Origin of the sequence: Bradyrhizobium sp. CSS354 (assembly GCF_029051725.1) — a bacterium.
Classification (GTDB): domain Bacteria; phylum Pseudomonadota; class Alphaproteobacteria; order Rhizobiales; family Xanthobacteraceae; genus Bradyrhizobium.
In genome coordinates this window covers 122,505-140,527 of record NZ_JAACFU010000016.1, presented here as the reverse complement: position 1 = coordinate 140,527, position 18,023 = coordinate 122,505, and the positions used below count along the sequence as shown (strand labels likewise).

16 protein-coding genes and 2 pseudogenes are annotated in these 18,023 nt (G+C 63.7%); 8 read left to right on the top strand and 10 right to left on the bottom strand.

Annotated features, from left to right (window positions below):
- Positions 1 to 37 precede the first annotated feature (37 nt).
- The gene (locus tag GWG67_RS29990) at positions 38 to 1,417 is read left to right on the top strand and encodes a TAXI family TRAP transporter solute-binding subunit (protein WP_275172949.1); all 1,380 of its coding nucleotides are present in this window, start codon (positions 38 to 40) and stop codon (positions 1,415 to 1,417) included.
- Between the two features lie 53 nt (positions 1,418 to 1,470).
- Here GWG67_RS29990 and GWG67_RS29985 read toward each other — a convergent pair whose 3' ends face one another.
- Positions 1,471 to 1,977 carry a GNAT family N-acetyltransferase gene (locus tag GWG67_RS29985; protein WP_342761064.1) on the bottom strand — a complete coding sequence of 169 codons (507 nt, stop codon included), beginning with the start codon at positions 1,975 to 1,977 and terminating at the stop codon, positions 1,471 to 1,473.
- A gap of 474 nt (positions 1,978 to 2,451) precedes the next feature.
- On the opposite strand from GWG67_RS29985, the gene GWG67_RS29980 reads away from it, so the two are divergent.
- Together GWG67_RS29980 and GWG67_RS29975 are read left to right on the top strand one after the other, a co-directional pair.
- Positions 2,452 to 2,625, top strand: a complete 174-nt coding sequence (locus GWG67_RS29980) for a hypothetical protein (RefSeq protein ID WP_275172905.1) — start codon at positions 2,452 to 2,454, stop codon at positions 2,623 to 2,625.
- Positions 2,626 to 2,639: 14 nt separating this feature from the next.
- Entirely contained in the window at positions 2,640 to 2,849 is a 210-nt protein-coding gene (locus GWG67_RS29975; RefSeq protein WP_027514367.1) for a hypothetical protein, read from the top strand.
- Positions 2,850 to 2,869: 20 nt separating this feature from the next.
- Here GWG67_RS29975 and GWG67_RS29970 read toward each other — a convergent pair whose 3' ends face one another.
- Positions 2,870 to 3,208 carry a response regulator gene (locus GWG67_RS29970; RefSeq protein ID WP_275172904.1) on the bottom strand — a complete coding sequence of 113 codons (339 nt, stop codon included), beginning with the start codon at positions 3,206 to 3,208 and terminating at the stop codon, positions 2,870 to 2,872.
- A 167-nt stretch (positions 3,209 to 3,375) separates the two neighbouring features.
- Between GWG67_RS29970 and GWG67_RS29965 the strand changes: the two genes are divergently transcribed.
- Positions 3,376 to 4,149 carry an SDR family NAD(P)-dependent oxidoreductase gene (locus GWG67_RS29965; RefSeq protein WP_275172903.1) on the top strand — a complete coding sequence of 258 codons (774 nt, stop codon included), beginning with the start codon at positions 3,376 to 3,378 and terminating at the stop codon, positions 4,147 to 4,149.
- Positions 4,150 to 4,268: 119 nt separating this feature from the next.
- Here the strand turns inward: GWG67_RS29965 and GWG67_RS29960 are convergent.
- Positions 4,269 to 4,397, bottom strand: a pseudogene (locus GWG67_RS29960) (TetR family transcriptional regulator); the annotation flags it as partial.
- A 98-nt stretch (positions 4,398 to 4,495) separates the two neighbouring features.
- Positions 4,496 to 5,452, bottom strand: coding sequence for a LysR substrate-binding domain-containing protein (locus GWG67_RS29955; protein WP_275172945.1), 957 nt, complete (start codon positions 5,450 to 5,452; stop codon positions 4,496 to 4,498).
- A 109-nt stretch (positions 5,453 to 5,561) separates the two neighbouring features.
- On the opposite strand from GWG67_RS29955, the gene GWG67_RS29950 reads away from it, so the two are divergent.
- Positions 5,562 to 6,479, top strand: coding sequence for an SDR family oxidoreductase (locus GWG67_RS29950; protein ID WP_275172902.1), 918 nt, complete (start codon positions 5,562 to 5,564; stop codon positions 6,477 to 6,479).
- 247 nt (positions 6,480 to 6,726) lie between these two features.
- On the opposite strand, the gene lepA is transcribed toward GWG67_RS29950, so the two are convergent.
- Positions 6,727 to 8,538, bottom strand: coding sequence for a translation elongation factor 4 (lepA, locus tag GWG67_RS29945; protein ID WP_275172901.1), 1,812 nt, complete (start codon positions 8,536 to 8,538; stop codon positions 6,727 to 6,729).
- Positions 8,539 to 8,664: 126 nt separating this feature from the next.
- Here lepA and GWG67_RS29940 point away from each other — a divergent pair, with 126 nt between their 5' ends.
- Entirely contained in the window at positions 8,665 to 10,290 is a 1,626-nt protein-coding gene (locus GWG67_RS29940) for a glycosyltransferase family 39 protein (RefSeq protein ID WP_275172943.1), read from the top strand.
- 15 nt (positions 10,291 to 10,305) lie between these two features.
- Here the strand turns inward: GWG67_RS29940 and GWG67_RS29935 are convergent, their stop codons facing one another.
- The 5 genes from GWG67_RS29935 to GWG67_RS29915 form a co-directional block, all read right to left on the bottom strand.
- Complete coding sequence (locus tag GWG67_RS29935) at positions 10,306 to 10,623, bottom strand: HPr family phosphocarrier protein (RefSeq protein ID WP_007604995.1); 318 nt, start codon at positions 10,621 to 10,623, stop codon at positions 10,306 to 10,308.
- Positions 10,620 to 11,021, bottom strand: a complete 402-nt coding sequence (locus GWG67_RS29930; protein WP_007597752.1) for a PTS sugar transporter subunit IIA — start codon at positions 11,019 to 11,021, stop codon at positions 10,620 to 10,622. Before GWG67_RS29930 ends, GWG67_RS29935 begins: the two co-directional genes overlap by 4 nt.
- A 133-nt stretch (positions 11,022 to 11,154) precedes the next feature.
- On the bottom strand, positions 11,155 to 11,679 hold the full coding sequence (locus GWG67_RS29925; RefSeq protein WP_275172900.1) for an HPr kinase/phosphorylase: 525 nt from the start codon (positions 11,677 to 11,679) through the stop codon (positions 11,155 to 11,157).
- A complete protein-coding gene (locus GWG67_RS29920) occupies positions 11,676 to 13,481 on the bottom strand; it encodes a sensor histidine kinase (RefSeq protein ID WP_275172899.1) in 1,806 nt (601 codons plus the stop codon). Before GWG67_RS29920 ends, GWG67_RS29925 begins: the two co-directional genes overlap by 4 nt.
- A gap of 116 nt (positions 13,482 to 13,597) precedes the next feature.
- The gene (locus tag GWG67_RS29915; protein ID WP_007597749.1) at positions 13,598 to 14,299 is read right to left on the bottom strand and encodes a response regulator transcription factor; all 702 of its coding nucleotides are present in this window, start codon (positions 14,297 to 14,299) and stop codon (positions 13,598 to 13,600) included.
- 241 nt (positions 14,300 to 14,540) lie between these two features.
- On the opposite strand from GWG67_RS29915, the gene GWG67_RS29910 reads away from it, so the two are divergent.
- Together GWG67_RS29910 and GWG67_RS29905 are read left to right on the top strand one after the other, a co-directional pair.
- A complete protein-coding gene (locus GWG67_RS29910) occupies positions 14,541 to 15,290 on the top strand; it encodes a HugZ family protein (protein WP_275172898.1) in 750 nt (249 codons plus the stop codon).
- Positions 15,291 to 15,365: 75 nt separating this feature from the next.
- Positions 15,366 to 17,974: pseudogene (locus GWG67_RS29905) on the top strand (tetratricopeptide repeat protein).
- Positions 17,975 to 18,023: the final 49 nt, after the last annotated feature.

Genomic DNA, 18,023 nt, shown 5'->3' with positions numbered 1-18,023 from the left:
CAACCGGCAGCGGCAAATGTCCTCGTCTGATGCTCCGATGAAACGCAGTGATGCAGCCCGCCGAGGGCGGAGACAGACGAAGACCTTGCTGCTGATTTTAGCTATCGGATTTCTCGTTTTCGGAGCTGCTGCGGGTACATTGTATTACGCGCTGCGGCCCATAACTCTTCGGATTGCCGTCGGACCGCCGGGAAGCAACGACCACAAAGTGATCGAGGCGATGACCGAGGCCTTTGCTAGCGAAAGCAGGACCGTGAGGTTGTCTCCGATCGCGACTGCCGGAGCGGCCGAAGCTCTCGCTCTGCTCGGAGCCGGCAAGGCCGACCTTGCGGTCGGTCGCGGCGATCTGGAAATGCCGGCCGACGCGCAAACAGTCGTCATCTTGCGCAAGAATTTCGTCGTGCTGTGGTCTTCTTCGGGACCGGCGGGCAAGGGCTCCAAGCGAAAGCCGGCGCCGAAAATCAAGGAGATCGCCGATCTCGCAGGGCGCAGGGTAGGGGTGATCGGCGCGACCCCGGCGAACGCCGCGTTGCTGAGAGTCATCCTGAGCGCCGCCGGTGTGGAGCCGGACAAGGTCACGGTCGCTCAATTCGGCACGGGCCAGCTCGAGGAGCTGGCGCGTGACCCGAGCCTGGACGCATTCATGGCGGTCGGTCCGCTCGACAGCAAGATAACCGCCGACGCGGTCGCCGCGACCGCCCGGACGCGTGGCGAGCCGAAATTTCTCGCGATCGACGCATCGGAAGCCATCGCCCTGAAGCATCCTCGTTACGAGTCGGAGGAAATTCCGCCAAGCATTTTCAATGCGAATCCAGCCTGGCCGGATGACAAGGTGGAGACCGTCAGTGTCAGCCATTTGATCGTCGCGCGGAATGCCTTGTCCGAAACGACAGTGGCGGCGTTTTACCGCCAGCAATTCGCCCTCCGCCAGGCGATCGCCAGGCAGGTGCCTGGCGCTGCGCAAATCACCAAGCCGGACACCGAGAAAGAAGCCGAGCTGCCGGTTCACCGGGGAGCGGCGGCCGTGATCGACGGGACCGAGCGCACCTTCCTCGACAGGTACGGCGACTACTTCTGGTTTGCGCTCCTGCTTCTCTCCGGCATCGGCTCGGCCGGCGCCTGGCTGCGTCAATATCTGAATCGGGATGAACGCGACGAGAACACTGGCCATCGCAACAGAATTCTGGCGCTGGTTTCCAAGGTGCGCACTGCGGAGTCCGACCACGAACTGCTGGCCATGCAGCAGGAGGTCGATGCCATCATCGAGGAAACGCTTGGCTGCTACGATGACGGCGCCATCGAGGAGGAGGAGCTGGCAGCCTTCGGCCTGGTGCTCGAACTGTTCCATCATGCCCTCAGCGAGAGGCGCGCAGCGTTGCAAACCCCTCCTTCGAACGTGCTCGCCGCGCGGCGGTAGCGATAGAGTAAGCCCGCTGCCCGCTGAATCCCGGAGAACAGTCCAAAACGGATCTAGGTCGGGTCCTTTAGCAATCGCTCCATGATGATCGTGCGTTCGTCACCATGATAGCTGTCGTGCACCGCCTTGAACCCGAGCCCCGCGTAGAAAGTCTCGGCGGTGACGGAAGAAGGGACGGTCAGCGAAGCAACGTTTCGTGCGCGCGCTGTGCGCTCGATCTCGGCCATCAGCAGCTTGCCGATGCCCCGGGCCTGAACATCGGGAGCCACGAAGACGGTGCGGACCACATTTCCGTCGAGACCTGCGGTCGCAACGATGCGGCTGCGGATCGTGGCGACAAAGACGGTGCGTAGTCCGATCAGCCGCCGTACGGCTTCGGGACTGAAGTTATGCGCGATCCTTTCGATGATCCCTTCCGCATAGTCCTTTGCATTCGTTTCCCGCAGTGCACGCAAGATGACCACGCTGATCTCATCGGCATCATCTGCGAGTGCGGGCCGGATTGTGCATTCCATGGGACGCTCCAGTCGTCGCGCCGGGTTCGTTGCCGTGAAAAGCACAATGACCGCTCGCTATTGCAGTCCCAGACCGCTGCAGTACCACGCCATGTCTTCGTGTCTCCAGCCGCGCTTGACGCCTGATTCCTTGCATTCATTGTAGGTCTTGAAGTTTGCTCCGTTTCGGCAGCCTGACGGGTAGCTCCCGAAGCCGCCACCCGAGGTGGAACATGCGACCGAGCTGGCCGCCGTGGGCGGGGCGGCCGGGGCTTTGGGAGCTGCGTTCGCTGATGTGATCGACAGAATGATCAAGCTCCCTAACGCAAAAACCGAAGCTTTCATTGCCTTCTCCTGATCCGAGGGATGCGGGATACTATCACAAGATGTGTTATGGCGCGAGACGCAACCTGAATGAAAGAGCACTGCGCTGCACGCGCTTTCTGGTTTCTCCATTCGACAGCAAACCGCGATTGCGTTGGTTCCTTGAAAGGAACGGTCATCAGCTCCAGGCGTTTGAGATAGCGAAAGGACACTTGCATGACCGAGAAATTCGATCCGGCACCGCCGGACAAGAACGCGGAAGATCTCAAGCGTGGCATCCGACGCGACAAAGCCAAGGACGACGAGTTGGAAAAGGGCTTGAAGGACAGTTTCCCGGCGTCGGACCCGGTGAGCAGCACCCAGGCGTCCGAGGCAACACCGGACGCATGAAGGAGGGATAGATTATGGGCCTCGCAGCCTATGATATTGTTGGCAGGGACGGCGCCTGGCACGTCGACCACGATGGCGAAATCCGGAATACTTACCAGACCAAGGAAGCCGCTTTCGAGGCGGCTGTTGCGGCGGCATCGCTCGCCATGCGGCAGGGTCACTCTGTCCGGCTGACGGTGCCGGAGAGCGAGAACGCCGTCGGCGCAGAAAATTCGGGCGGATGACCTCCGAGGATGTTCTGATTCTAAACGGCCGCCAGCAAATGGGCGGGCGCAAACGGCTTGTGCAAGAAGGTCGTGTTGGGCGGCAGCGGCGCCATCACCGTCCCGGACATCAGCACGATGTTGAGTCCGGGATGGGCACTGCGAGCGTACTCTGCGAGCTCGAGCCCGGTCATTCTCCCCGCGAGGTTGTGATCGGTGATGAGCGCCCGTAGCTCCGTGCCCGTCGATGCCACGATAAGCTCCGCCGCTTCTGCGGTGGCACATTCGACGACTTCGAACCCTTCGTCCTTGAGAAGGTCGGATAGAACTTCGCGCTGGAGCGAGTCGTCCTCGACCAGCAGCATGACGAAATTCGACATGCGGTCATTCCTAACTTATCGAATGTTAATGCGCGTCCTGGAAGATTGTTCGGTTCTGATGTCTTCGTTCGGCGCTCTTTGCGCCACGGCATGATCAGTCGAACATGTTGCATTCTCCTTGAGCTTTCGACGGAGGCACCGAAGCGGGGAATCGAACAGGAGCGGCAATGGCAATCGTCTTCATCACGGGCAGTACGGACGGTTTGGGCCGGGCAGCTGCCCAGTCTCTCCTCGAACAGGGCCACCAGGTGGTCCTGCACGCGCGATCAGCGGAACGTGCGGCGGCAATCGCCGGGCTTGAATCGCATTCCGCGCGGGTCGTGATCGGCGACCTCAAGAGCGCCGCCCAGACCCGGCACGTGGCAGATCAGGTCAACGCAATCGGGCGAATGGACGCGGTCATCCACAACGCCGGGGTCTATACCGAGCGCAGCCGCGGCCCGACGCCCGAGGGCCACGCCACCACCCTGGCGGTCAACACGCTCGCGCCCTATTTGCTCAGCGCCCTGATGATACGCCCCGATCGCCTGGTCTATCTCAGCAGCGGACTACATCGCGGCGGAGAGGGATCGTTGAGCGATCTCGACTGGACAAAGCGAACCTGGGATCCGGCCAAGGCGTACGCGGAGAGCAAGCTGCACATGGTCGCACTGGCCTTTGCCTTGGCGCGGCGTTGGCCGCAGGTGCTGAGCAACGCGGTCGATCCCGGCTGGGCGCGCACCAAAATGGGCGGTGCCGGAGCGCCGGTCGGCGTGGCCACCGGACAAAGGACGCAGACCTGGCTTGCCGTGAGCGACGATCCCGCCGCCCTGGTCAGCGGTCATTACTGGCATGACCTCCGGCGCCAAGAGCCGGCGCACGAAGCGACGGACCGCGATTTTCAGGAGAGACTTCTCGACAGACTGGGCGAGTTGACGGGGGTGACGTTGCCTCCGGCGTAAAGGCATTTAGCCTTGCGTCACAGGTCTAGCAAAGTCTCTGCCGATTGGCGACGCTTCGGCGCAACCTGATCGGATATGGAGACAGGCACGGGTATGAGGTGGCCGACAACTGAGCGGTATCAGCCGCGAGCAGGCGAATTGCGCCCGGAAACTGTAATTGCCCGAACGACAAGGGCGATGCGTTTGTCGCGCGCGGCAGGTCTGATGCGGCGTGAACGTTCGAGTTCAACGAGGCCATGAAGCGCCGCCCCTGGCGTTCTCAACGCGATCGGGCAGAAGGCGACGTTGGAAGGCAGCCGTCGCCTCTGTTAACGGTCCCCGGCGGGCGTTGGCGAGACTGCAAGCTTCATCTCTCGACATCCTGACCGGCTTTGGCGACCACGTCGTCCCATGAAGGTCGCGACGTGAAGACTTCGGACAAGAACGCGATGAAGCTCGTCACATTGGGATTGCCGCGTCGACTTTCCGGCCAAAGTGCGGTGATGTTGGTCCTCGGAACGGCGAAATTCTGCAACACCGGCAAGAGCTCCTTTCGCCGCACGTAGGGTGCTGCGACGTAGGTGGGCGTAATGCCGATACCGCCACCCGACGCAATGGCCACGGCGACGGCATCACTGACGTCGGTGATGATCCCGGCATCGGGAACGAGCTCGATCGAGCGGTCCCCGACGATCAAAGGCCACCGAAAAATCTGCCCCGAACTCTGGAAGCGAAAGTTTACGCAGTCATGATTGACCAGCTCGTGCGGGCTCATCGGCGTTCCGCGCCGAGCCAGATATTCCGGTGACGCGAATGCGCAGATGCGGTGAGGCGCGAGTTGCCGTGAGATCAGCCGAGAATCGGCAAGCTCGCCGACGCGGATCGCCACATCGATGCCCTCTTCAATAAGATCGACGAACTGATCGCCGAGCCGCAGGTCTATCGCAAGTTTTGGATAGCGACTGCGAAAGCGCGGCAACGCCGCGGCGAGAATATGGGTGCCGATCGGCAGAGGCGCTGCAATCCTCAAAACGCCAGAGGGCTCGGACCGCGCGGCAGATGCCGCCTGTTCGATCGCATCCGCTTCCCGCAAAAGGCGCAGTGTCCGCTCGTGCAGATCTCGGCCTTCCGAGGTCAAGGTCAGCGAGCGGGTGGTTCGGCTGAACAGGCGGAGGCCAAGACGCTGCTCCAGCCTTTGAACGCTTTTGCTGACGGCCGAAGGCGAGACGCCGAGAGCGCGAGCGGCGGCGGTATAGCTGCCAAGCGATCCGGAGCGGGCGAAGGCGATAAGTCCGGTCAGTCGGTCGAGGCTGATTTGTTCCATGGCGGCATAATAGAGCCGACAATGTGCCGGATTATCAAGCAAAACCGAGGCGTCTAGATTGAGTCCATCGGCCGCGCGTTGGGCGCTGCCCTTCGAAAGGACCGCCTTCATGACCGATTTGCCCTCCAGCTCTCTCAAGGACCAAACCGTCGTCATTTTCGGTGGTACGTCGGGAATTGGCCTTGCCGCGGCCCAACAGGCCCACGCAGCCGGTGGCAAAGTCATCGTTATCGGGCTCGGTGCCGCGGGAGCTGAGCGGGTTGCCACCGAGAATGGGTTCGCCGGTTGGCGCTCCGCCGATGTGACCAAACCTGAAACGATCGCCGCCGCACTAGCCGATATCCCCCACGTCGATCATCTCGTTCTGCTTGCCGGCAGTTTCGTCGCGGGCAAGATATTTGCGGCGGACGTCAATCATTTGCGCCGCGCTTTCGATGAGCGCATCTGGGCGGCTGTTCATGTCCTGCGCAGCCTCGGAAGCCGAATTGCCGCCGACGGATCAGTCACTTTCATTTCCGGAGCCTTGGCCGACCGACCAAACGCATACGGCACCGCCGTGCTTGCCGCCGCCTCGGCTGCTATGGAAGCCTTCGCCCGGGGCCTCGCCCTGGAATTGGCACCGCTCCGCGTGAACACGTTGTCGCCTGGAACGATCAATACGCCTCTGCTCGCGCGCACACTTGGCGACGGCCGCGATGATTACGTGGCGGCTCTCAAGGACAAGCTGCCGCTGCACCGCCTTGGCACGGCGCAGGAAGCCGGAAACGCTGTGGTCTTCCTGATGAGCAACCGCTTCATGAATGGCGAGACGCTTCACATCGATGGCGGTGCCATGCTTGCTGGATCCCGGCTTTGCGCAGCAGCGTTGCACGCTGCAGCGCGTCCGGAGGGGCAGAATAGACGTCGCAGGCGTGAACGAGCGAGGTCGTCATGTTCGTTCAGATCCTACGTCGTCGCGGCCAGCGTGACGAGCTTTGCGCACGCTTCAAGAAGCTGGAACGATCAAGTGCACACGCCTCAGCATTGAAAGCTCGACATCGCAGGCCTGCACACAACAGCTCGCCAATCCCACGGCTTGCGATCATGGCATCATGCTCCTGTTTTGCCCGACGAGTCAAATAGATTTCGTAAAATCGGAAGTTCGAAAAAAAACCCAATGCCAACAACGTGCCGGCTACTGTGCATGGGGTTGTTTTCGCGTTTTTTATTGTCCGGTCCCGAAAAGCGCGGACCAGACCTGTCTCGTCTCGCTCGAGCCGGGCGAGGCGCTCGCCTCAGCTGTCCACCTTCAGCGCGGCGATGAAGGCTTCCTGCGGGATGTCGACCTTGCCGAACTGCCGCATCTTCTTCTTGCCTTCCTTCTGCTTCTCCAGAAGTTTCCGTTTACGCGTGATGTCGCCGCCGTAGCACTTTGCGGTGACGTCCTTGCGCAGCGCGCGGACCGTTTCGCGCGCGATCACCTTGCCGCCGATCGCCGCCTGGATCGGGATCTGGAACATGTGCGGCGGGATCAAATCCTTCATCTTCTCGACCATGGCGCGGCCGCGCCCCTCCGCGCGGGTGCGGTGGACCAGCATCGAGAGCGCGTCGACCGGCTCGTTGTTGACGAGGATCTGCATTTTCACCAGATCGGCCGGCTTGTAGTCGGTGAGATGATAGTCGAACGAGGCGTAGCCCTTGGAGACCGACTTCAGGCGGTCGTAGAAGTCGAACACGACCTCGTTGAGCGGCAGATCGTATTTCACCATGGCGCGGGAGCCGACGTAAGTCAGCTCCTTCTGCGCACCGCGGCGGTCCTGGCACAGCTTGAGCACGCTGCCGAGATACTCGTCGGGGGTGAGGATCGTGGCCTCGATCCAGGGCTCCTGGATCTCCGCGATCTTGACCACGTCAGGCATGTCGATGGGATTGTGGATCTCGATCTCGGTGCCGTCGTTGAGCTTCATCTTGTAGATGACGCTCGGCGCGGTCGCGATCAGATTGAGATCGAACTCGCGCGACAGCCGCTCCTGGATGATCTCCAGATGCAACAGGCCGAGGAAGCCGCAGCGGAAGCCGAAGCCGAGTGCGGCCGAGGTTTCCATTTCGAACGAGAAGCTGGCGTCGTTCAGACGCAGCTTGCCCATCGCGGCGCGCAGTGTTTCGAAGTCGTCGGCATCGACCGGGAACAGGCCGCAGAACACCACCGGGATCGCCGGCTTGAAGCCCGGCAGCATTTCGGTGACAGGCTTCCTGTCGTCGGTGATGGTGTCGCCGACGCGGGTGTCGGCGACTTCCTTGATCGCGGCGGTGATGAAGCCGATCTCGCCGGGGCCGAGCTCGTCGACCTGCGTCATTTTCGGCGTGAAGAAGCCGACGCGCTCGATGTCATAGGCCGCGCCCGTGCCCATCATGCGGACGCGGCTGCCCTTCTTCATGACGCCGTCGACGACGCGGATCAGCACGACCACGCCGAGATAGACGTCGTACCAGCTGTCGACCAGCAGCGCCTTCAGCGTCGCATCGCGATCGCCCTTCGGCGGCGGCAGGCGGGTGACGATCGCCTCCAGCACGTCGGGCACGCCGAGGCCGGTCTTGGCCGAGATCATCACCGCGTCGGACGCGTCGATGCCGATGACGTCCTCGATCTGCTGCTTGACCTTCTCGGGCTCTGCGGCGGGAAGGTCGACCTTGTTCAGGACCGGGACGATCTCGTGGTTGTTGTCGAGCGCCTGGTAGACGTTGGCGAGCGTCTGCGCTTCGACGCCCTGGCTGGCGTCGACCACGAGCAGGGAACCCTCGCAGGCCGCCAGCGACCGCGAGACTTCGTAGGCGAAGTCGACATGGCCGGGCGTGTCCATCAGGTTGAAGATGTAATCCTTGCCGTCCTTGGCTTTGTACGCAAGCCGCACCGTCTGCGCCTTGATGGTGATGCCGCGCTCGCGCTCGATGTCCATGGAATCGAGCACCTGCTCCTTGCCCGCCATTTCCCGGTCGGTGAGGCCGCCGGTCATCTGGATCAGGCGATCGGCCAGCGTCGATTTGCCATGGTCGATATGGGCGACGATGGAGAAATTGCGGATGTTGGAAATGGGGACGGTCGTCATGGGCGCGGGATACCACTCACATCCCCGTGCGGCAACCATATTGCTGTAATTTCAGGGCCTTTGTTCACGCCAAGCTGATTCCACGACGGCCTGAAACGCGCTACGCAACGCCTGATGTCCAGGCCCATGTCGACGACCTCGATCCCGTCTGCCCGAGCGCGCGCGAAGACCCGGGTGAGCTATGCCCGCTTTCGGGCCTGGCTGGTTGCAAGCGCGACCCGCCCCGAGGCGCGCCTCTGGCAGGTGATCCAGCTCGCCATCCTGCATGCGGTGCTCTGGACCTTCATCCTGATCAATCTCAAGGCCGCGCAGGACGTTCACATGGACGTCGCAGAAGCCTGGGGATGGGGGCAGAAATTCCTGTGGGGCTATGGCAAGCACCCGCCGCTGTCGGGCTGGGTCGCCGGCCTCTGGTTCACGATGTTCCCGCCGACGGACTGGGCGACCTATGCGCTGGCGATGGCGACCGTCGGTACCGGTATGGTGATCTGCTGGCTCATCGCGCTGCGTGTGGTCGATGCGCGGCGCGCGTTCCTGGTCGTGGTGATGGTCGCGCTCTACCCGATCTTCAATTTCAAGGGCTTCAAGTACAATCCCGACCTGCTCCAGCTCGTCACCTTGCCGCTCCTCGTGCTCGCTTATCTCAATGCGTTCGAGAAGCGGAGCTGGCAGTCCGGAGTCTTGCTCGGCCTTGCCGGCGCGCTGGCGCTGATGACCAAATACTGGGTGCTGACCATGATCGGCGCCATCGGGCTTGCCGCGCTGATCCATCCGGAGCGATTGAGTTTCCTGTCGTCACCGGCGCCATGGGTTGCGATCGCGACAATGGTGGTGGCGATGATCCCGCACATCGTCTGGCTGGCGGACGCGCATTTCGTGCCGCTGACCTATGCGGGCGACACCTACAGCCTCGAGGACAGCGGCCAGGTGCATCAGCTGGTGGCCGGCTATGCCCTGCACAATGTCGCGCTGCTGGCATTGCCGGTGGCGCTGGCCGCGCTGGCGATGGCGCTGGTGCCACCTTGGTTCAGGCTGCTGCTGCTGCGTGCGCCCTTGCGCATCGTCACGCGGGCCTGGGCGCGCGGCGCGAATCCCGGCGTGAATCTATCGCAGGCGCGCAACGTCTGGCTCATTCAGATCATCGTCGCGGTCGGCCCCGCGCTCGGCGCGCTGGCCTTCAGCATCTACATGAAGACCGATTGGGGCATCTCGCTGTTCTTCCTGGTGCCGCTCGCGCTGGTCGCGATCCCGGCCTTGCGGGTGCAGAGTGCTGCGCTGTTCAACATTGTCGCGATCTGGCTCGTGCTCAGCGTCGCCACGCTCGCTGCCTCGCCCTGGATCGCCGCGCGCGAGATGGCGGCCAATGCCGGCAACACGGCGACCTATGGCGCGCGCTCGGATCTCGCGCGCGAGCTGACGCAGGCCTGGCACGCGCGCTTCGCCTCGCGCTGGGCGGTCGTCGCCGGCACCATGGAATCGATCCAGCCGATGGTGTTCTACAGCGCGGATCATCCGGCCGCGTTCACGCCGCTCGAAGCCTGGGGGTCCGGGTTGATTTCGCCCGATGACGTCAAGAGATACGGCTTCATCGGCGTGTTCGATCCTGCGGACGGTCGCCTGCCGGCGTTCGAGAAATGGGTGTCCGAGGTGGCGCCGAACGCCGAGCGCATCGTGATGACGACGCGCCGTTTCACCCACGGCAAAGCCGGTCCGTCGATGAGCTGGAACATCTACATCGCGCCGCCGAAGTGATCGAGGCGACGCCGCCTAAATCCCTTCCTCGTTGAATTTGCTTTCAACGAGTTCGGTGATCGCCGCGAGCGCGGCTTCGGCATCATCGCCGGCAGCGGCGACCGTGATGGTGGTGCCGGGACCGGCGGCGAGCATCATCAGGCCCATGATCGAGGTGCCGCCGACGGTTTCGCCGCCGCGCGTTACCCAGACCTGCGCGCTGAAGCGCTCGACGGCCTGGACGAACTTTGCGGAGGCCCGCGCATGCAGGCCGCGCTTGTTGATGATCAGAAGGTCCTTGGAGATCGCGCCCGCGGGCACGCCCGTCCCGGCTTGCGGCGCCTCGTCGCTCATTTGCCGGCGAGGACGCGGCTGGCGATGGTGACGTATTTGCGGCCGGCTTCCTGGGCCATCGCGATCGCGTCGGGAAGCGGACGCTCCTCGCGCACCTTGGCGAGCTTCACCAGCATGGGAAGGTTGATGCCCGCGAGCACTTCGACCTTCGGCCGGCTCATGCAGGATATTGCCAGGTTCGACGGCGTGCCACCGAACATGTCGGTGAGGATCGCGACGCCGTCGCCGGAATCGACGCGGTTAACCGCCTCGATGATGTCGCTTCGACAGAGATCGGAATCATCTTCGGCGCCGATCGTGATCGCTTCGATTTGCTTTTGTGGGCCCATGACATGTTCAAGCGCTGCCTTGAATTCGTCGGCAAGGCGCCCGTGGGTCACAAGTACTAGACCAATCATCGGAAAACTCCTCGCGGGCGCTTTTGGTGCACCGCACGAACGCGCCACTTTGACCATCCAGAGCCCCCGCGCAAGAGGGGATGTTGCGTATCTCCCTGAATCTAGACGGATGGATAAGGGGAGCTGCGCCGGTCTATTCGGTCGCGAGTGTGGGGTTCATATGGTTACCATTTCCCTTCAAACAATCGCCTGAAGGGTTAACGGAAGATGAACTCTTGGTAGTGGTCAAGGCCGCGACAACCAGTGGGAGGGGCGAATAGTCGCGGCCGATCGGGATTCGCGGTATTTCGACACCTAAAATGGCTGTTTTCAGGGATTCGTCCGGCGGCAGCCGCTCCGCATCCGCAGCGTCCAGATCGACCACGAGACCGACGGTCGCATGCTCCACGAAGTCGCAGCGGCGGATTCCCAGCCCCCGAATCTCGATCAGCCCGGCCAGGACCGGAGCGGGGCGGACCTCAATTTCCCGGCCGACTGTCGCCAGATGGACACGGTCATCACCGACCAGAACGGCCCTTTCGAGCACGCCGCTACGTCCCGCCATGATCAAATCGAAGGCAAGGCGCGACTTGCCGGAGCCCGAGGGCCCGCGGATCAGCACCGCCAGATCTCCAACCTTGACCGCCGAGGCGTGAATGCTGGGGCCGCCGTCGCTCATAGCGCCGGCAGCCTCACCACGAAGCGCGCGCCGACGACACTCGGCGCTCCGTCCTCGTCCGCCGGGCCGGGACGGTTCTCCGCCCAGATGCGTCCGCCATGCGCGTCGACGATCTGCTTGGAGATCGACAGGCCGAGGCCGGAGTTCTGGCCAAAGCCCTGATGAGGGCGGTCGGTGTAGAAGCGCTCGAAGATGCGCTCCAGCGCGTCATCCCGGATTCCGGGGCCGTCGTCGTCGACCACGATCTCGATCTCTCCGCGCACGCGGCGGCAGGTGAGGCGCACCTTGTTGCCGGGCTCGGAGAAGGACTGTGCATTCGAGAGCAGGTTGGAGACTATCTGTCCGAGCCGAGAATCGTGGCCCGTCACGGCGAAATTATCAGTCGGGCCGCGGCCCTCGAAACGCATTTCGACCGCGACGTCATGGCCGAGCTTGGTTTCATTGGCGACGGAGACGAGCGTCGTCAGCAGGCGGCGCAGGTCGACCGGGATCGCATCCTGGCGCTGCAGTTCGGCATCGAGACGGCTGGCATCGGAGATGTCCGAGATCAGCCGGTCGAGCCGCTTGACGTCATGCTCGATTACCTCGAGCAGGCGCGCGCGGCTGTTCTCGTTGCGCGCCAGCGGCAACGTCTCGACCGCGGAGCGCAAAGAGGTCAGCGGGTTCTTCAATTCGTGCGCGACGTCGGCGGCGAACATCTCGATCGCTTCGATGCGGCTGTAGAGTGCACTGGTCATGTCGCGCAGCGCACCGGAGAGATGGCCGATCTCGTCGCGACGGCGGGTGAAGTCGGGAATCTCGACCCGGGTCCTGATCCGGCGGCGGATCAGCTCGGCGCTGTCGGCGAGCCGGCGGACCGGACCTGCGATCGTGCTGGCCAGCAGCAGCGACAGCATGATCATGACCGCTGCGGCGACGCCGCCCACCTTGAGGATGGCGAGGCGCTCGGCGGTGACCATCTGGTCGATGTCGTCGCCCTGCGTCGACAGCATCAGCGCGCCGTGGATGGCGCGCGAGCGCAGCACGGGGACCGCGACCGAGACGATCACCTCGCCGCGCGCATTGACCCGCACCATCGAGCGCTTCTGGCCCTGGAGCGCGTCGCCGACCTCCGCATAGCCGTTGCCGTTCTCGGGCCCGAGCTCGCGATAGAGCGGCAGGTCGCCGCGATTGAGCCAAGTGCGGGCCGCGACCATGCCGCGTTCGACGATGCCCGGCTTCTCGGCGGAGACTGACGGCAGGGGGAAGCGCACCACGGTCTCGAGGCTGCGGCTGTCGACCAGCAGGCTGCCGTTCGGGTCGTAGATGCGGGCGCGCGTCTTGGTCGGCGAGATCAGCGTGCGCAGCACCGGCGCCACGCGCTCCGGATTGATCGGAAAATCCAGCGGGGAATACTCGTCCGAGCCGCCATAGGTCTCGCCCGGCTTGAGGTCGAGCAACCGGTCGGGGTCGATGGTGATGGCATTGGTCTGCACCGTCGCGGAGGCCGCGATGGCGCCGGCGATGATCTCCGCCTGTACCAGCAGGCTCTGCGCGCGGGCGTCGATCAAGCCGGCGCGGAATTGCGACAGATAGAGGATGCTCGCCACCAGCGCGACGAGGCCGGCGAGGTTGAGCGAGACGATGCGGCGGGTCAGGCTCGAAAAGGAAAGCGCGAAGAAGAACTGCCCGGCGCGCTTCAGCCAGTTCAGCGGACGCCAGCCCCGCACGGCCGGCTTGTCCTCGGCCAATTGATCCGAAGCGCCGTGGGCGGTGACGTCCTCGGCGTTCTGGTTCTCGTCAGGCTGCGTTCGGTCAAGCAATGCTCACGCCCGCGTTAGGACAGCTCGTGCGAAGGTCCCCGCATCCTAGAGCCATCCCGGTCCCGATGGAATCAGAACCGGCGATGCTCTCAGTCTTTCGTGGAGGCGCGTGCGCCTCAGGCTTCCTTGAAGCGGTAGCCGACGCCGTAGAGCGTCTCGATCATCTCGAACTCGTTGTCGACCACCTTGAACTTCTTGCGCAGCCGCTTGATGTGACTGTCGATGGTGCGGTCGTCGACATAGACCTGGTCGTCATAGGCGGCGTCCATCAGCGCGTTGCGGCTCTTCACCACGCCGGGCCGGGTCGCGAGTGCCTGCAGGATCAGGAATTCGGTGACGGTCAGCGTCACCGGCTCGTTCTTCCAGGTGCAGGTGTGCCGTTCAGGATCCATGCGCAGCAGGCCGCGGTCGAGCGCCTTGGCGTCGTTCTCCTTCGGCGTGACGGTCGGGTCCTTCGGCGCCGAACGGCGCAGCACCGCCTTGACGCGCTCGACCAGCAGGCGCTGCGAGAATGGTTTGCGGATGAAGTCGTCGGCGCCCATCTTGAGGCCGAACAACTCGTCGATCTCTTCGTCCTTGGAGGTCAGGAAGATCACGGGCAGGTCGGATTTCTGCCGCAGCCGGCGCAACGTCTCCATGCCGTCCATGCGCGGCATCTTGATGTCGAGGATGGCAAGATCGGGCTGGGTGGTACGGAAACCGTCGAGCGCGGAGGCGCCGTCAGTATAGGTCATGATGCGATAGCCTTCGGCCTCCAGCGCGATCGAGACGGATGTGAGAATGTTGCGGTCGTCGTCGACCAAAGCGATTGTGGGCATGAGCCTCTGCTTTCTGCTTTCCGTTTGGGTCGTGGCTTGAAACGGCGAGCAATCCACTGATGCGCCGCATACATGGGTGCCGATGTTGGCAGTCGAACCTTGTCACCGAGCAATGCAAGCTAGGCTGAAGTGTGACCAAGTTCCACGAAACACGGCAGATTCGCCGCATCTCGACCCATAACCGGGCCCCGGTTTACCCGAAAAAAGGCCCTCCATGCAACCACCTGACCCGAGAAAGCCGATGCAACCGACCCCCGATTTCGATCCCGGAAAGCTCGCCAAATCGCTGCTGCGGCGGTCACGGCAGGGTGCCCTGGCGACGTTGATGGCCGGCAGCGGCGATCCATATTGCTCCCTGGTCAATCTGGCCAGCCATCCGGATGGCTCTCCGATCCTGCTGATCTCGGGATTGGCGGTGCACACCAGGAACATCCTGGCCGACAGCCGGGTGTCCATGATGCTGGACGAGCGGGCGGCGGGCGATCCGCTGGAAGGCGCCCGGATCATGCTGTCCGGTCATGCCGAGTCGGCCGATGCCGACCAGGATCTGCTCCAGCGACGGTATCTCAATGCCCATCCCTCAGCGGAAGCCTTTGTTTCTTTTAAGGATTTCTCTTTCTTTCGGATCCGGCCCACGAGAACCCATCTGGTCGCGGGCTTCGGCCGGATCGTCGACCTCAAGCCGGAGCAATTCCTCACGGACCTCACGGGCGCCGAGGACTTGCTGGCGGCGGAGGAGGGCGCGGTGGAGCACATGAATGCCGACCACCGCGAGGCCATGGGCCTCTATGCAACAAAGCTGCTGGGCGCGGCCGCGGGCGACTGGCGCTGCACCGGTTGCGATCCGGAGGGCCTCGACATGCAGGACGGCCAGACCGCGCTGCGGCTGGACTTCCCGGAGCGCGTGGCTGATGGCACGGCGCTGCGCAAGATGCTGGTTCGCCTCGCCGGCGAAGCGCGCACCAGGATGGACCAAAGCGCAACACATTGAACGCTGTTGCCCATCGCCGCGACCCAACTCCGTAATCGGTCCCGTAACCGGTCGGAAGGCGGCGGCGAGAGCGTCATGGCACAATGGAAGAGGCTGACGCTGGCCGCGGGTTTGACGCTCGCGATCACCGCATCGCTTGTCACGCCTAGCGTTGCCCAGACAAGCTCTGCTCCGAAAGGTCTCGCCGCGGAGAGCGCGCGCATCAACGCACTGATGAGCGCCGGCAGATATTCGGAAGCACTGCCTTTGGCGCAAGGCATGGTCGCGAGCCTGGAGAAGAGCGACACCGGTCGCGAACTCTCCGCCGCGCTGAACAACCTCGGCCAGGTTCATGCCGGTCAGGGCCACGACGATCTGGCCGAGCCGCTCTACAAGCGCGCCATCATGTTGATGGAAAAGTCGCTCGGTCTCGAAACCCCGCTGCTTGGAGCCGAACTGAGCAATCTCGCCGCGCTCTACCAGCGGCAGAGCCGCTATGCCGAGGCCGAACCGCTGTTCAGGCGCGCGCTCGCCGTTCGCGAGAAGGGGCTGTCGCGCGAGCATCCCGATGTCGGCCAATCCCTCAACAATCTCGCCACCCTCTATGTGAAGCAGCAGCACTATGCGAATGCCGAGCCGCTGTTTCAGCGGGCGCTCGCGATCTACCAGAAGGCCGGCGGCCCCGAGCATCCGGCCGTGGCCACCGTCCTGAACAATCTCGGCCAGGCCTATCGCGATCTCAACCGCGATCCGGACGCGGAAGCGCCGATCAAGCGCTCGCTCGCCATCCGGGAGAAAGTGCTGGGACCGGATCATCCCGACGTTGCCCGCTCCCTCAACAATCTCGCCGGCCTCTATGAGCACCAGCAGCGCTACGGCGACGCCGAGCCGCTTTATCGCCGCGCGCTGGCTATTCGCGAACGTGCGCTCGGGCCCGATCATCCCGACGTCATGACCTCGACCAGCAATCTCGCTTATTTCCTCTACGTGGCCGGGCGCACCGCGGACGCATTGCCGTTCGCGGAAAGGACGCTTTGGGGCGATCGCGCGCAGTTGCGCGTCGTGTTGCCGGTCCTGTTCGCCGCACGCCAACAGGATCTGCTGCCCGGCGACAAGGCGCTGGACCAGGCCCTCGCCGCGATCCAGCGCGGCACGCAATCCTCCGCCGCATCCGCCGTGAACAAGCTCGCGGTCCGGCTTGCCGCCGGCAGCGACCGGCTCGCCGAGCTGGTGCGCCGGGACCAGGATCTCGCGGCTGAGTCCGAGGCACTCGACAAGGCGATCGTCACGGCGGTGTCGAAGCAATCCGCGCAGCGCGATCTCGCAGCCGAGCAGCGCAGCCGCGCGCGGATTGCAACGATTGCCAACGAGCGAGCGGGCTTGCAGAAGACGCTCGCGGCCGAGTTTCCCGACTACGCGTCGCTCTCCAATCCCCTGCCATTGACGGCAAAGGACATTCAGCTGCTGCTGTCGGCGGACGAGGCGATGGTGCTCTACTCCGTCGTCGACAAGCAAAGCTATGTCATCGCGATCACGCGCGAGGGCGTGGCTGGAGGGCGATTCCACTCGGCGCGGATGCGCTGACGCAGAAGGTGACGGCATTCCGCAAGGGACTCGACGTCGGCAAAGCGCGCGATGCCTCCGGCAAATCCGGATTGTTCGATCTCGCACTCGCCAACGAGCTCCATGTCGCGCTGCTCGGTCCGGTCGAGGCGTTGACAAAGGACAAGCGCAGCCTGCTGGTGGTGCCGTCGGCTGCGCTGACCGCCTTGCCGTTTCATCTGCTCGTCACCGAGAAGCCGCAGGCTGCGATCCCCGACACGCTCGAAGGCTATCGCGGCGCCGCCTGGCTGCTGCGGCGCCAGGCCGTCTCGGTGCTGCCGTCGGTGGTCAGCCTGAAATCGCTGCGGGCCTTCGCCCGTCGGGACCAAAGCGTGAAGCCGATGACCGGCTTTGGCGATCCCGTGTTCAATCCCGCGCTGGAAGCGCCCGCCGAGCGGCGCGCCGCGAGCGGCAAGGTCGTCGCGCGCAGCATCGCGACCATTGCCTATAGCGACTTCTGGCGCGGTGCCGGCGTCGATCGCGCGCGACTTGCGCAGGCGCTGCCGCAACTGCCCGATACCGCCGATGAGTTGAACGCGGTGGCCAGGGATGTCGGGGCTGCCGAGGCCGATATCCATCTCGGCCGCGACGCCAGCGAGACGACGCTGAAGCGTGCAGCGCTTGCTCAATACGGCATCATCTACTTTGCCACCCACGGCCTCGTTGCCGGCGATATCAAGGGACTGGGCGAGCCCTCGCTCGCGCTCTCGATTCCTGATCAGCCGACGGAGCTCGATGACGGTCTGCTCACTGCGAGTGAAGTCGCCCAGCTCAAGCTCAACGCGGATTGGGTTGTGCTCTCGGCCTGCAACACCATCGCAGGCGACAAGCCCGGCGCCGAGGCCCTGTCAGGACTGGCCCGCTCGTTCTTCTATGCCGGTGCGCGCGCGCTGCTGGTCTCGCATTGGGCCGTGGATTCCGAAGCTGCCACCCGCTTGACCACGATGACTTTCGAGCTGCTCAAAAACGAACCAAAAATCGGGCGTGCCGAAGCCTTGCGCCGCGCGATGTTAACCTATGTTGACGACACCTCGTCACCGCGCAATGCGTATCCTGCGATGTGGGCGCCGTTCGCGCTCATCGGCGAAGGCGCGGTACGATAGGGTGGCCTTGGAATTTTCATCGACACTGTCCGGCATTGTGCGCCGCAAT